This window comes from Adhaeribacter sp. (genome assembly GCF_057359045.1).
This window is the reverse complement of record NZ_JBMQUD010000054.1, coordinates 1-14111: the sequence shown is the minus strand read 5'-3', so window position 1 is coordinate 14111 and position 14111 is coordinate 1. Positions and strand designations below refer to the sequence as shown.

Annotated in this window: 9 protein-coding genes; 7 read left to right on the top strand and 2 right to left on the bottom strand. The window is 43.1% G+C overall.

Going from position 1 to position 14111, the window contains the following annotated elements; genetic code table 11:
* The first annotated feature begins 386 nt into the window (after nucleotides 1-386).
* The 6 genes from ACO1R6_RS09390 (at nucleotide 387) to ACO1R6_RS09365 (ending at nucleotide 10788) form a co-directional block, all read left to right on the top strand.
* On the top strand, nucleotides 387-956 hold the full coding sequence (locus ACO1R6_RS09390; RefSeq protein ID WP_486264184.1) for an RNA polymerase sigma factor: 570 nt from the start codon (nucleotides 387-389) through the stop codon (nucleotides 954-956).
* A 350-nt stretch (nucleotides 957-1306) separates the two neighbouring features.
* A complete protein-coding gene (locus ACO1R6_RS09385) occupies nucleotides 1307-2296 on the top strand; it encodes a FecR family protein (RefSeq protein ID WP_486264182.1) in 990 nt (329 codons plus the stop codon).
* A 132-nt stretch (nucleotides 2297-2428) separates the two neighbouring features.
* On the top strand, nucleotides 2429-6064 hold the full coding sequence (locus ACO1R6_RS09380) for a SusC/RagA family TonB-linked outer membrane protein (RefSeq protein WP_486264180.1): 3636 nt from the start codon (nucleotides 2429-2431) through the stop codon (nucleotides 6062-6064).
* A gap of 15 nt (nucleotides 6065-6079) precedes the next feature.
* A complete protein-coding gene (locus ACO1R6_RS09375; protein ID WP_486264178.1) occupies nucleotides 6080-7825 on the top strand; it encodes a RagB/SusD family nutrient uptake outer membrane protein in 1746 nt (581 codons plus the stop codon).
* A gap of 55 nt (nucleotides 7826-7880) precedes the next feature.
* Complete coding sequence (locus tag ACO1R6_RS09370; protein WP_486264176.1) at nucleotides 7881-9296, top strand: arylsulfatase; 1416 nt, start codon at nucleotides 7881-7883, stop codon at nucleotides 9294-9296.
* Nucleotides 9297-9468: 172 nt separating this feature from the next.
* Nucleotides 9469-10788 carry a sulfatase family protein gene (locus tag ACO1R6_RS09365; protein WP_486264174.1) on the top strand — a complete coding sequence of 440 codons (1320 nt, stop codon included), beginning with the start codon at nucleotides 9469-9471 and terminating at the stop codon, nucleotides 10786-10788.
* Nucleotides 10789-10833: 45 nt separating this feature from the next.
* Here ACO1R6_RS09365 and ACO1R6_RS09360 read toward each other — a convergent pair whose 3' ends face one another.
* Both ACO1R6_RS09360 and ACO1R6_RS09355 read right to left on the bottom strand, forming a co-directional pair.
* Nucleotides 10834-11784 (bottom strand): NAD(P)H-dependent flavin oxidoreductase, encoded by a 951-nt coding sequence (locus ACO1R6_RS09360; protein ID WP_486264172.1) that lies wholly within the window; start codon nucleotides 11782-11784, stop codon nucleotides 10834-10836.
* A 193-nt stretch (nucleotides 11785-11977) separates the two neighbouring features.
* The gene (locus ACO1R6_RS09355; protein ID WP_486264171.1) at nucleotides 11978-12976 is read right to left on the bottom strand and encodes a sugar phosphate nucleotidyltransferase; all 999 of its coding nucleotides are present in this window, start codon (nucleotides 12974-12976) and stop codon (nucleotides 11978-11980) included.
* A gap of 390 nt (nucleotides 12977-13366) precedes the next feature.
* Here ACO1R6_RS09355 and ACO1R6_RS09350 point away from each other — a divergent pair, with 390 nt between their 5' ends.
* On the top strand, nucleotides 13367-13945 hold the full coding sequence (locus ACO1R6_RS09350) for a LemA family protein (RefSeq protein ID WP_486264169.1): 579 nt from the start codon (nucleotides 13367-13369) through the stop codon (nucleotides 13943-13945).
* Nucleotides 13946-14111: the final 166 nt, after the last annotated feature.

The window sequence follows — 14111 nt, the reverse complement described above, 5'->3', positions numbered from 1 at the left end:
TAGCTTGTTTAATTAATTTCAGCACCTGATTTGGGTTGTACAATATTTATTAAACAGGTTTAAAGCTTTTTTCCTACAGGCCTTCATCTACTTAGCAAATACTATAGGGCCTTAACCAAGCTTAAAGCAAATATGCTTCTATAACCAAAACGGCCTAAGGTAACCCTTCTTTTAACAGCACCTGTACTTTTGCCAAGTTAAGCGCTTAAAATTAATAGTCAACAGGCAACAATTGTTGCTAAAATACAGACTATTAGCTAATACCTCATTTTAGAAACCAAGAATTAACTTTCTAAAAAGTTATAACTTATAGTAAATATTTAATATTATTACCTAGGTTTAGCCTATTTAAAATGAATGTTGTTTAACGCTTTAATTAGTTTACAATGCAGGTAACAGAAGATAGTTTATTGCTACTCCAGGTAAAGGAAGGCAATAGGCAAGCTTTTGATGCCTTGTATCGTAAATATTGGCGGTATGTGTATGCAGCCGCATATAAACGGCTGCAAGATTCTGATCAGGCCCAGGATATTGCCCAAGATGTTTTTACTCAGCTTTGGGTAATGCTGGCAGTAAACGGTTCGTCTGCTATTATTGAGAATTTAACTGGCTATTTTTACATTGCTGTGCGGAACAATGTATTTAAATGGTTGGAAAAAGAAAAAAAATATACCCCTATTCCGGAACTCCTTTCGAATTTAAGTAAAATTAAAGACAATGCCGATGCAGAAATTATTTTTCAGGAGCTGCAACAATCGTATAATAAAGTAGTAGCAAAAATGCCGGAGCAGCAACAGCAAATATTTAAAATGCGCTACGAAGAAGATATTTCCAGTACCAATATTGCCACCCAACTTAATATTACCGCCAAAACAGTACGCAATCAGCTAGGCCGGGCCTTAACCAAGCTTAAAGCCGCACTACTTTTTATAAGCCTTGTTTTTCTTAACAGCTAATAAACTTCTGAAGCAGTTCCTCCAATTATCTGCCCTTTCTTTATACCTAAGCAGCTTTATTTATTGAAGCTACTCCTTCTTCCTTTATAAAATATATTAAAAATATTTTTTAACGGCATGGGCTAAATTCCTTTTTAGCGGTCTTGTAGATATAACATCATATTAGGTACTAAGGCCCTAAAGAACCTGCTATCAATTCAATCAGATTTCCTTTTTGCCTTCTGTGCCAATAGAATAGCCGTTAATATTTAGTCTGAGCTTATAAACATATAGTTCTGAACGGTATTTTCTTATTCTGTTAGCGGGTACTAGCAAGCCGGCTAATAAGTATGCATTGATTTTAGTATTCTATGAAAGAATTAAACAAAGAACAATTTCTTATTATTCTAGAAAAATACCGCTTGGGAAATGCCTCGGCTGACGAGACAGCATTGATACAGGCTTACTATAAAGCATTTGAATTTGAACCAGACGGATGCAATGGAATACCAGAAATTAAAGCCGACGAACTGGAAGCTGAAATTAAAGCCCGCCTTGATGCGCAAATAGCTTACCTGGCACCAGCCACTATCCAGAAAGAAAGCAGGCAAATATGGCCTACATGGGTTGCGGCCGCATCGGTGGTGTTCCTGGCTTTTGCTTCTATTTTTATTATACAAAATAAATATACTAAGGAGCCGGCTGGTTTAGCTACTATAGAACAACCAGCGGTTAAGCCTAATAAACTGGTTCAGTTGCCCGATGGCAGTACCGTCATATTATCGGCCTATAGTAAAATAGATTACCCCACTACTTTTGATGGCCACCTTAAAAGAGAAGTTTACCTGGTAGGCCAGGCTTATTTTGATATAAAGCACCACCCAGATAAACCATTTATTGTACATACCGGCGAGGTAAAAACTACAGTTTTAGGAACTGCCTTTAACATTACCGCCTGGCCGCAGGAAGCAGATATTTCGGTAACCGTTACCCGGGGTAAGGTAAAAGTAGGCAACCAGAAAAACACCCTGGGCACCCTCACGCCTAACCAGCAATTAACATATAACCAAAAGAATGGTCAAGCCCGCCAAATACAGGTTAACGCCGAAAAAGTTACTACCTGGAAAGCCAAGGATTTATTCTTTGATGACGTTACCCTTGCCAATGCGGCCTATTTACTGGAAGAAAGATATAGAATAAATATTCTGATTTCTGATGAGAAGTTAAAACACCAGCGCTTTACTTCTACGCTGGGGGCAAACGAAAGCCTGGAAAGTATACTTAAAGGCATTGCTGAATTTAATAACGCTACCTACACCTATAGTCCTGACCATAAACAAATTACTTTATCACCCAAATAATTTAACCCGCATGAAACGTAGCCCACCCCAAATATTAACACTAAAGGTAAATACGCCCAAAGTAAGCTTTTACAAGTAGCTCATTCTCTTGATTTAAGTTCTTTAGCAGAGCATATATTAAATAAAATAAAAATGGAAAAACTATTACATAAAATTGGCGGGCAAATTTTAGTAAACGGGTATCATTATACAAACAGACTAAAGAAACTTATAAGTTTTGTAGTAAGCCTGGCTTTAATTTCTGCCTGCAGCATTCAAACCCTCCACGCCACTTCCGTAACCCAGAATATTAGCGCAGTAGAGGTTAAAATATCTTTAAAAGATGAAACCTTAATAGACGCTTTTCAAAAAATAGAAAAGCTAACGCCTTTTCGGTTTATGTACCGGAAAGAGGATGTAAAATATATTAAAAATTTAAATCTGGCCCAAACCCGCACTACCGTAGCAGATTTGCTAAATAATCTACTCACGCCCAACGGGTTTACCTATAAACAAATTGATACCAGAATATTGATTAATCCCCCCCAAAATAAAACAGCTACCAATTTAGCCGAAGAACCCAATATTTCTGCCACGAATCTGGCCCAGATAGTTAAAGGTAAAGTTACCGATGAAAAAGGCGAACCGCTACCCGGAGTCGTAATTGTAGTAAAGAGCACTTCACTGGGTACATCAACCGATGCCGGAGGAAATTACCAGATAGAGGTACCCGGCGAATCGGCGGTTTTAATATTTAGCTTTATTGGCTTTAAAAGCCAGGAAGTGGTTGCGGGGGCAAATGCTACCCATAATGTTACCTTGGTTTCAGACAGTAAAGCCCTGAGCGAAGTAGTGGTGGTGGGTTATGGTGTGCAGAAGAAAGTAAACCTGACCGGTTCGGTTGCCACTATTGACGCCAAAGCTATCGAAAACCGGCCGGTAACCAATGTGTCGTCGGCATTAGCAGGCTTAAGCCCCGGCGTTTCGGTGCAGCAGAGCTCCGGCCGGCCGGGTTCCGATGGCGCTACCATTCGCATCCGGGGAACGGGTACCTTAAATAATAACGATGCGCTGGTAATTATAGATGGTATTCAGGGCCGAATGGATGCCGTAAACCCGAACGATATTGAAAGTATTTCTATTTTAAAAGATGCGGCTTCGGCTTCTATTTACGGTTCGTTGGCGGCAAATGGGGTAATCTTAATTACAACTAAAAAAGGCAAAAAAGGGGCAAAACCCACCTTAAGTTACAATGGCATTCTGTCAAAAACCCAGCCCCTAAATATGCCCAAAATGGTTTCGGATTATGTAACGCACATGCATTTGGTAAACGAAGGATTCCGGAACCTCGGCCTGAACGAAGGCTATAACCAAAGCACCATAGATGCCTGGACAAACGCCAAACAAAACCCCAGTGGCACCAACGCTATAGGTGTACCCAATTATATTGCCTACCCCAATACCGATTGGGCCAATGTTATTTTTCAGAACAAAACCCTGCAAAACCACAATATTTCTTTAAATGGAGGCAGCGAGAATATTTCTTTCTTGTTATCGGGGGGCTATTTAAATAACCCCGGCACCATGGAAAACTCCGAAAATATCCGGTACCAGCTCCGGGCCAATTTACAAGCCAGGGTGAGTAAATTTTTAAGCATTGGCACCAACACCTTTGCCTCTACCGAAACTTTTGGCATGGGCGGGGGTACTACTTTTGATATTTTATATGCTTCGGTTCCGGGCCAATATCCTTATTTAGACGGGAAATATGGCTATGCGCAAACGCCGGAAGAAGTCTTGACGAACAATCCGCTGCAAACTTTACGTAATACCGGCGGCAAGAACCGGGCTTCCAATTTTAATACTACCTTATTTGCCAATGTAGATATTTATAAAGGTTTAAAATTGAAGACTCGGGTAAATTACCAGACCCGGTTTACCGAAGTAAATACCCATTCCATCCCGACCGAGCGCTGGGACTTTGGGGCCAATATATTAAGAACACCGCAAGCAGCCCCCGCTAACTTAACTACCAGTTATGCATTCGGGAAAAACTATAATTTAATATTTGATAATATTTTACACTATAATACCACCTTGGCCGAAAAACACGATATAGGCGTTTTAGCCGGCTATAACCAAAACTATTTTAATAATTATAATTTTAATGCGGGTGCCCGAGGTCTGATAGATGCCACCATTACTACTTTAGGCTCAGCTACCACCCCGCTGGCTCCCGGCGGCGAAGAAAACGATTGGGCGATACGATCTTGGTTTGGCCGTTTAAATTACGCTTTTAACGAACGGTATTTGCTGGAAGGCGTGTTCCGGTACGATGGTTCCTCGCGATTTGACCGGGAAACCCGCTGGGGTTTCTTTCCGGCTATGTCGGCGGGCTGGCGCATTTCCGAAGAAAGCTTTATGCAAGGCATTAATCAGTATGTCAGCAATTTAAAATTACGTGCTTCTTACGGTAAAACCGGCAACAATGCTTCCGGCAATTACGAGTACCAGTCTACCTACACGGGTCAGAATTACTCGTTTAACAATGTTGCCGTTACCGCTTTAGCCAAAAACAGAATTGCCAACCGTAACTTAAGATGGGAAACCACTACTTTAACCGATATTGGTTTGGAAGGCGGCTTGCTTGGAGGAGCCGTAAATTTTGAACTCGATTGGTATAATAAAGCTACTGATGGTATTTTATTCCGGCCCGATATTCCGATTACCGTAGGAACGGCCAGTGCCCCTACCCGCAATATTGCCGAGGTTTTAAACCGGGGTATTGAAGTTTCTTTAGGTTACCAGGGCCAAACCGGACAGTTTAAATATGCTGCTACCGGCAACTTTGCCTATAACTATAACAACGTAACCAAATACAAAGGCAAGTTTACCGAAGGCTATACCACCGATGAATCGGGCAACCGGGTGTATACCAATAACCTGGGCGATGTAACGACGGGCGGCAACCAACGCATTGCCGAAGGCTATCTGATCAATGAATATTATCTGTACGGCCTGTACCAAGGCAATGGCACTTACCAAAATACCGATGGTACTGTTGCGATAAATGGCGGTCCGCGCGATGGTATGATCAGAACACCCGCAGATTTAGAGTGGGTAAATGCCATGCTGGCGGCCGGTTATAAATTTTTACCGGCCAATACCGTGGGCAAAGGCAATATTTATTACGGCGATTTTATTTATGCCGATGTAAACGGCGATGGCTCTTACGGCAATACCTACGACCAGCAATTTACCGGCGCATCGGCTACTCCCCGCTATAATTTTGGATTACAAAGCAACCTGAGCTGGAAAGGCCTCGATATGTTTATGCTCTGGACCGGTAGCGCCGACATGAAATATTTCTGGAATGGCCGGTACAACAATTCTATTGTAGAACTCGGCGACGGCGTTTTAAAACATATTGCCGACGACCATTATTATTACGACGAAACCAACCCCGCTAATCCCAGAAATAATATTTACGGTAAATATCCCCGGTTAAAAGCCGTTACCGATGCCCAAAATACCTTGCCCAGCACATTTAACCTGTACAATGCATCGTATGTAAAGCTGAAGAGTTTACAAATAGGCTATACCCTGCCCGATAGAATTGTCCAAAAAGCGCTGATAAGCCGGGCCCGCATCTATTTTGCCGGCGAAAACCTGTTAACCATCACCAAATATCCTGGCATCGATCCGGAAATTGCACCGGCAACATCCGGCCCCAGTGTAGGTTACCCTACCATGACGCAATATTCTTTGGGCGTTAATATTACCTTTTAATTAAATAGAGATTTTATGAAAAAGATATATAGTTTACTATTAGCGGCTGTTTTCCTGACTGGTTGCGAAAAAGATTTACTCGACACCTCGCCTTACGACTCCATTGCTTCCTCTAACATGTGGACCACCGATAACCTCACCGATTTAGGCGTAAATGGGGTGTATGCCGCGTTAAACGAATCGACGGTAGCCGGCCGCGAAGTATACATGATGGATGTTTACAGTTTTGTGGGGCAGCACCGGAATGCCGAACCATTGTTAATGGCCACCATTACGCCCTCGCACGCCATGTTCCGCGACAATTGGCAGGGTTTATACGAAGGCATCCAACGGGCCAACGATGCTATCCTGAATATTCCAAAATCCCCTTCGGCTGAAGAAAAAAAGGGCCGGTATATAGCGGAATGCAAATTTTTACGTGCCTATTTTTATTTCCGGTTAAACCAGTTGTGGAAAGGTGTGCCTATTTATTTAGAACCTTTCAGTGATGCCGAAGCAACCAAATCCCGGAATACCGAAGCCGAAGTCTGGAACGTAATAATTTCTGACCTGACCGACGCCATAAACGAACCCAATTTACCCCTTAAATATGCCAAGGGCAATGCCAATTATGGGCACATTACCAAAGGTGCGGCTTATGCGTTAAGAGGCAAGGCTTATATTTATACCCAGCAATGGGCCCTGGCTGCTGCCGATTTTAGTAAAGTAAAAGATGCCGGTTATACCCTATTTAACGATTACCGGGCTTTGTTTAAAGAAGCCAATGAGCAAGCCGACGAAATGATTTTTTCTATTCAGAATATGTCCTTAGCCGGTTACGGCAGCTCTTCTCAGTGGTACGCCGGTTCGCGCTCTTCTTTTGGTTCTGGTTTTGCCCGCTACCTTATATCGCCTAACTTGGTTAATTTATACGAAAACGCAGATGGTTCGCCTTTTAACTGGGATGCCGTAATTCCGGGATACACCGCCATGGCTCCGGCAAAAAGGGAAGTATTCTTTTTACGGAATAATTTAACCATCGCTGAACGAAATGCAGCTGTTAGCCGCGGCCTGGACATGAGCCTGTATTTACCCACCGGCAACGAACAACGCATCAGACAAGCATACACCAACCGCGACCCACGTTTAGCGCATAATGTTATTACGCCGTATTCTACTTACAACGGTGTTTTTGGCTCGGTTAACTCAATCGTTACTTCGCGCTGGCCTTACCGCAGCGATGCATTAAATGTACAAGACCTGAATGCGGAACCGGTAAACCGGTTTAATTACCTGCACCGGAAATTTGTATATGAGAATAATAACGAACTGCTGACCCGTGATGCCTCACCAACTGATATGCCCATTATCCGGTATGCCGATATTTTATTAATGTGGGCCGAAGCCATTAACGAGCAAGGTTTTAGCCAGGAAGCCGTGGATTTGGTAAACCAGGTACGGGCCCGCGCCGGGGTAGGTCTGCTGCAAACCACCAATGCCGCCTTACCCACTTATGTAAATACCCAAGCCAATATGCGGGATCGCATCCGCAATGAGCGCCGGCGCGAATTCCCGAATGAAGGCATTAATTTTTTTGATGAAATGCGCTGGGAAACCTTGAAAGAAAAAGTTTTTGCCCCGGGTAACGGTGCGCGGATGGTGTGGGAAACAAATGTGCATACCTATTCTTACCTCGGCGACCACCTTTATAACTGGGCTATACCGCAGGTAGAAATTGAAAGAAATCCAAACCTGAAACAGAACCCAGGCTGGCCAAATTAATATATTAAACCAGCATGAATATAGTTGCAATTTTATTTCCTAAACAGCATTAATAATGAAGAAACCATTAACCGGCCCAACCTATTTACTGCTTCTATTCTCCTTATTTATATCATTTAACACCTTTGCCCAAAATAAGAAACCCAATATTATTATCGTTATTGCCGATGATTTGGGTTGGAACGATGTGGGTTTTCATAACCCCGAAATGATAACGCCTAACCTGGACAAGTTTGCTGCTAAAGGCGTTGAACTGCAACGGTTTTATGTAGCACCTATTTGTAGTCCAACCCGCATTGGTTTACTTACCGGTAAATATCCCGACCGGTTTGGGCTCCGTGAGCAGGTAATCAGACCCTACCATATTGGCGGTTTACCGGTAGAAGAAAAAACCTTGGCCAATGTTTTGGCTACGGCCGGTTATAAACACCGCGCTATTTTCGGTAAATGGCATTTAGGCCAGTCTGATAAAAAATATCATCCGTTAAACCGGGGTTTTACTTCTTTTTACGGCCATTATACAGGTTCCATCGATTATTTTACGCATTACCGGTATGGCGCCCACGATTGGCACCGGAACTTTGAACCCACCGTAGAAACCGGCTATTCGGTAGAGCTGGTGGGCAAAGAAACCGCTAAATTTATTCAGGAATCATCATCTGCCGAGCCCTTTTTTGCTTATGTGGCTTTTAATGGACCGCACTCGCCCATGCAAGCCCGGCAACAGGATTTATTAAAAAATGGGTACGATGCAAGTAAGCCCCACGACAAAATGCCCGGCGACGAAGGGGAAAAAAAACAAGCAGCTGGCGAGCATAAAATACAACCAGGCCAGGGAAATACTTTGCGGCAAACTTATGCGGCTATGGTAACCGGCGTAGACGATGCCTTCGGCGAAATTCTTAAAGCCATAGAAGCTAAAGGCATTGCTGATAATACCATTATTTGGTTTTTAAGCGATAATGGCGGCTCTACCACTTTTGGCGGCAGCAACTTACCCTTAAAAGGCATGAAGGGTAGCGAATGGGAAGGAGGTGTAAGAGCCGTGTCGGTGGTGTATTGGCAAGGCCAGTTACAAGGCGGTAAAAAAGTAAACGAAGTAATGGGGTATGTGGATGTTTTACCTACTTTAGGTAAATTAGCTGGGGCAAAAAATATTCCGGCTACCGATGGCTTAGATGTACTAAACGGTATAAAAGGAAAAAAGCTACCCGAACGCAAATTATTCCTGGGACGGGAAGCAGTTATATCGCAGCGCTGGAAACTGAACGAAGGACAACTATTTGATTTAAGCAAAGACCCTTCCGAAACAACTGATGTTGCCAAAGCATTTCCGCAGGAATATTCAAAAATGAAAAATGCCTTAGCCGAGTTTAAAAAGATTGTCATTCCTAATCCCCTCATTAGCCAGCCAAAAGGATGGCAGCCACCAATAAATTGGGATATAAACCAAATTTCTTCCCAAAATTAACCTGTGTGAAAAATTTTAAAAAACCGGTGGCTAAATCATAACGCAGCAGCAACCTAGCCTACAAATAAAACTGTATTTATATTTTAATCAGGCAGAAAGGTAATATGTATTATTCCAGAACAAGCCGCATTAGTAACTATAAGTCATCAATCGTCATCTTAATAAGATTAAAATGAAATTTTCTGCTTTTATTAAAATATGTATTGTACTAACCCTGTTTCTAAATATTAGTTTACAGGTTATTGCTCGCGACAAGCCTAATATTATCCTGATTATGGCCGACGATTTAGGCTATGAAACATTGGGCTGTTATGGCAACGACGATAAATTAACCCCAAACTTAGATAAACTGGCGGCTACCGGCATGTTATTCGAGAACTGCTACTCCACCCCGCTTTGTACGCCTTCGCGGGTGCAACTCATGACCGGAAAATATAACAGCAGCAATTATATTGGCTTTGGTTTGCTAGACCCCACCGAAACTACATTTGCGCAGCAACTCCAAAAACAAGGCTACAAAACCGCTATCGCGGGTAAATGGCAGCTTTACGGCTACGAGAAACAATGGGAATTAGCCGGCGGACGCAAAGGCTCTCGCCCCGAAAATACCGGCTTCGATAAATTTAGTGTCTGGCAGGTAGATAAGGTCGGCTCCCGGTACAAAGACCCTTTATTATATTCTGATAACCGCACCAATACTACCCATAAAGGCAAATACGGCGAAGACGTTTTTGTGGATTATATTGAAAATTTCATGACGGAGAATAAGGAAAAACCATTTATGGTTTATTACCCCATGTGCTTAACCCACGACCCGTTTACCCCCACGCCTTTCTCTGACGATTACCAGAACTTCGACCCGAAATCGAAAGCCGATGACCCGAAATATTTTAAGGATATGGTTAAATACATGGATCACCTGGTTGGGAGAATAACAAACAAAGTACAGCAACTGGGTTTAAGCGAAGAAACCGTTATTATTTTTACTGGCGATAATGGTACCAGCCCGCAAATCACATCGCGTTTCCGGGGCGGGACTTACCAGGGCAATAAAGGTCAGACGACCGAACGCGGCACGCACGTACCCTTAATTGTAAACTGGAAAGGCGTAATAAAACCGGGCAGCCGTAACCAAGCCCTAGTCGATTTTACTGATTTCTTTCCTACGTTAACCGAAATTGCCGGTAATACTTCAACTGCAAAAACGCTGCCACTAGACGGCATTAGTTTTTATCCGCAGTTGCAGGGCAAAAAAGCTACCGAGCGTGAATGGGTATTCTGCGATTATAACCCAAAGTGGGGCACGTTTAAACACCAAACCTACGTGCACAACAAAGACTTTAAGTTATACGCCGATGGCCGGATTTATAACCTGCAAAAAGATTTAGACGAACAACAACCGCTCACCAAAGCTCAGTTAAAACCCCAGGAACAAAAACTTATAGGTAATTTTGAAAAAGTGATTGCGAATAAAATGAATATTAAAAAGTAAAAATTTACCTAACCCAGTTAAAGAAGAAAACAGCATTTAGCTTAATTATTCGTTTCCGTACGTTTGCCAGAATTGGTTTTTGGCGGTAATAAACTCCTGCCAGATTTCGGTTACAATTTCGCCGGCCGGCTGAATTTTATTTATTAATGCCGATACCTGCCCTATTTCTAATTCGCCGTTGTTCAGGTCGCCTTCGTACATGCCACGTTTGGCGCGGCGGCTGCCCAACAGTAAGGCTAATTCCTCCGGGCTGGCCCCGCGCAATTCGGCCGTTTTAACCTCCTGGTAAAATTTATTCTTCAGGAGCCTGACCGGGGTTAATTGCTTTAACGTTAATTCCGTATCGCCTTCCTGCGCTGCTACAATACGGTTTTTAAAATTTACGTGTGCCGATGATTCCAGGCTCGCCGCAAACCTACTGCCAATCTGTACCCCTTCGGCACCCAAAGCTAAGGCGCCAAACAAGCCCCGGCCATTGGCAATGCCACCCGCCGCAATTAAAGGCAAATCGATGGCTTGCCTCACCAAAGGGAGCAAACAAAAGGTAGTGGTTTCTTCGCGGCCATTATGGCCACCTGCTTCAAAGCCTTCGGCTACTACAGCATTCACCCCGGCTTCGGCGCATTTTTGGGCAAATTTAACGTTGCTTACCACGTGCACCACTGTAATGCCATTTTCCTGGAGCAATTTGGTCCAGGTTTTAGGATTTCCGGCCGACGTAAAAACAATTTTCACGCCTTCGGTTATGATAACTTCCATTAATTGGGCAATATCGGGGTACAACAAAGGTACATTTACCCCAAAAGGTTTATCTGTAGCCGCCCGGCACTTTTGAATGTGAGTCCGCAATACCTCGGGGTACATAGAGCCTGCGCCAAGTAAGCCCAGCCCACCGGCATTACTCACCGTTGAAGCCAGTTTCCAGCCGCTGCACCAAATCATGCCGGCCTGAATTATTGGATATTGAATATGAAAAAGTTGTGTAATGCGGTTCAAGATTATTTATACTATTTCTTTGCCCGATTGATAAAGATGGCTAAAAGAAGAGGTCAACTAATGGAGGATTTTCAATAGATTCTTTTAAAAATTTTCTTTTTAAGAAATAAGTAACCTAACAATCCAGAAATCGGAGTAATCAAGTGGATCAATAAGAATGTCAGGGTTTCCATATACTTAAAATATGCGCTAACTACTCGCTAAAATTAATCTCGGTATTATCGCCAATATTAAAGCTGTGGCTTAGGCCCAGCAAAGAGGCATCGCTGCCTACAATAGAGTCGTGCATAACAGTATTGCGTAATTCGCTGTAAGAGCCAATAATGGAGTTGCGCAACAAAGTATTTTGCACAATGGTATAATCGCCGATAGCGACGTTGGGGCCAATAATGGCATTGGCAATTTTACAGTTCTCGCCAATGCAAACCGGCGGAATAATAATAGTATTCGGAAATTGCCGGCTACTGGTATTGCAAACCGGCGATTGATTCAATAAAATGGCATTGGCCTGCAACAAGGTTTCTTTCCGGCCGCAATCAAACCAATTATCTACGGCCAGGGCAGTTATTTTTTCGCCGTTTTTAACCAGGTGCATCAGGGCATCGGCCAGGTGGTACTCGCCCAGGGTCTTAATGCCTGCCGCTATAATATATTTCAGCGCTTCAACTAATTTACCCGGGTTATGAATTTTGTACAAACCAACCAGCGCAATATTTGACTTGGGTATTTTGGGTTTCTCTACTACTTTACGTACAAAGTTATCGGGGCCTAATTCGGTTACACCAAACAAAGAGGGCGTATCTACTTTTTTAACACCCAGAACAGTTCCGGTGCTACTGAGCAATTGAGCCATGTCCACTTCTACAATGGTATCGCCCAGAATAATTAATACATCGGTTTCGTGTTGGTAGGTTTCGCGGGCTACGTACAGTGCGTGCCCCAATCCTTCGCGGGGCTCCTGCACCACAAATTCGGCCCGCAGTTCGGGATAATGCCGTTTTACAAAAGCTTTTATTTTATCGCCCAGGTACCCGATAATAAATACCATATCCTGAATACCGCCGGCCTGCAAACGCTGAATAATATGCCCCAGAATGGTATTGCCCGCTACTGGTATCAGCGACTTGGGTTGGGTGTGGGTATGCGGCCGCAGCCGGGCGCCTATACCGGCTACAGGAATAACAGCTTTCATGTTATCTTTATTTATAAACGCAATATACTTAATAACCACCGGCGTACAAATTCGGGCGCTGGTAACAGTGCGTTCGTTAACTGCAGCTAGCTAACTTATTTATTAATTTAGGTAAGCGCTGTTTGGCCCAAGTTTAAGCCATTTCGATTTTATAATATAAGATCGCGACTATCGTTTTGAAGTTAATAAGTAATGGCCCGAGTAAGTTTTAACTTAACCATTAAAGCCTTTAAAACCGGTATTTAGCTTATATTTAAGGGAGTTAAGCGGGCAAAGCAGGGACTTAACCGGCACAGGTATAACTGTACGGCCCTAATTCCGTACCTCATACTCGGCAACCTGATTAATATTTATTTGCCTATATTTAAAACGAAAATATCAAAAATAACAATGAAAAAACTACTGTTATACTTTTTTGGGTTAGTGGTATTACTTTCCCAAACCTCATGTGGCTACAACGAGATGGTTTCTAAAGACGAGAATGTAAGCGCCAAGTGGGCGCAGGTACAAAATGCTTACCAACGCCGTGCCGATTTGGTACCTAACCTGGTAAACACCGTAAAAGGAGCCGCTAATTTCGAGAAAAGTACCTTAACCGACGTTATAAATGCCCGGGCCAAAGCTACCAGTGTGCAAATAAATCCCGAGAATTTAACGCCCGAAAATATTGCTCGTTTTCAGGAAGCCCAAGGCCAGTTAAGCGGCTCGCTCTCGCGTTTATTAGCTACCGTAGAAAGTTATCCGGAACTTAAAGCTAACCAAAACTTTTTGGAGTTGCAGGCGCAGTTAGAAGGCACCGAAAACCGCATATCGGTAGAGCGCATGCACTTTAACGAAGCCGTGCAGGATTATAATACTTACGTTCGATCGTTTCCGCGCAATATTTTTGCCGGTTGGTTTGGCTTTGAACGGAAAACACCTTTTGCCGCCGACCCTGCGGCCCAACGTGCCCCATCGGTACAGTTTTAAAATTAGTTAAGCGTTAAGAGTTAAAAGTTTAATTTAGAACTTGTTTCGTGTTTTCCTAAATGGGCTAACCGCTGCATGGGTGGTGTTATCACCGCCAATTATTTAGCTTTTGCCCTTGCTGCGTGTTTTCACCGGCAAGTAGTTGGGCAAAAGCTAAATAATTGGC

What these genes read in the sequence shown, in the direction of transcription:
- ACO1R6_RS09380 (WP_486264180.1), top strand. Translation starts at nt 2,429, where the DNA reads ATGGAAAAACTATTACATAAAATTGGCGGGCAAATTTTAGTAAACGGG.
- ACO1R6_RS09355 (WP_486264171.1), bottom strand. Translation starts at nt 12,976, where the DNA reads ATGAAAGCTGTTATTCCTGTAGCCGGTATAGGCGCCCGGCTGCGGCCG.
- ACO1R6_RS09365 (WP_486264174.1), top strand. Translation starts at nt 9,469, where the DNA reads ATGAAATTTTCTGCTTTTATTAAAATATGTATTGTACTAACCCTGTTT.
- ACO1R6_RS09385 (WP_486264182.1), top strand. Translation starts at nt 1,307, where the DNA reads ATGAAAGAATTAAACAAAGAACAATTTCTTATTATTCTAGAAAAATAC.
- ACO1R6_RS09370 (WP_486264176.1), top strand. Translation starts at nt 7,881, where the DNA reads ATGAAGAAACCATTAACCGGCCCAACCTATTTACTGCTTCTATTCTCC.
- ACO1R6_RS09375 (WP_486264178.1), top strand. Translation starts at nt 6,080, where the DNA reads ATGAAAAAGATATATAGTTTACTATTAGCGGCTGTTTTCCTGACTGGT.
- ACO1R6_RS09350 (WP_486264169.1), top strand. Translation starts at nt 13,367, where the DNA reads ATGAAAAAACTACTGTTATACTTTTTTGGGTTAGTGGTATTACTTTCC.
- ACO1R6_RS09390 (WP_486264184.1), top strand. Translation starts at nt 387, where the DNA reads ATGCAGGTAACAGAAGATAGTTTATTGCTACTCCAGGTAAAGGAAGGC.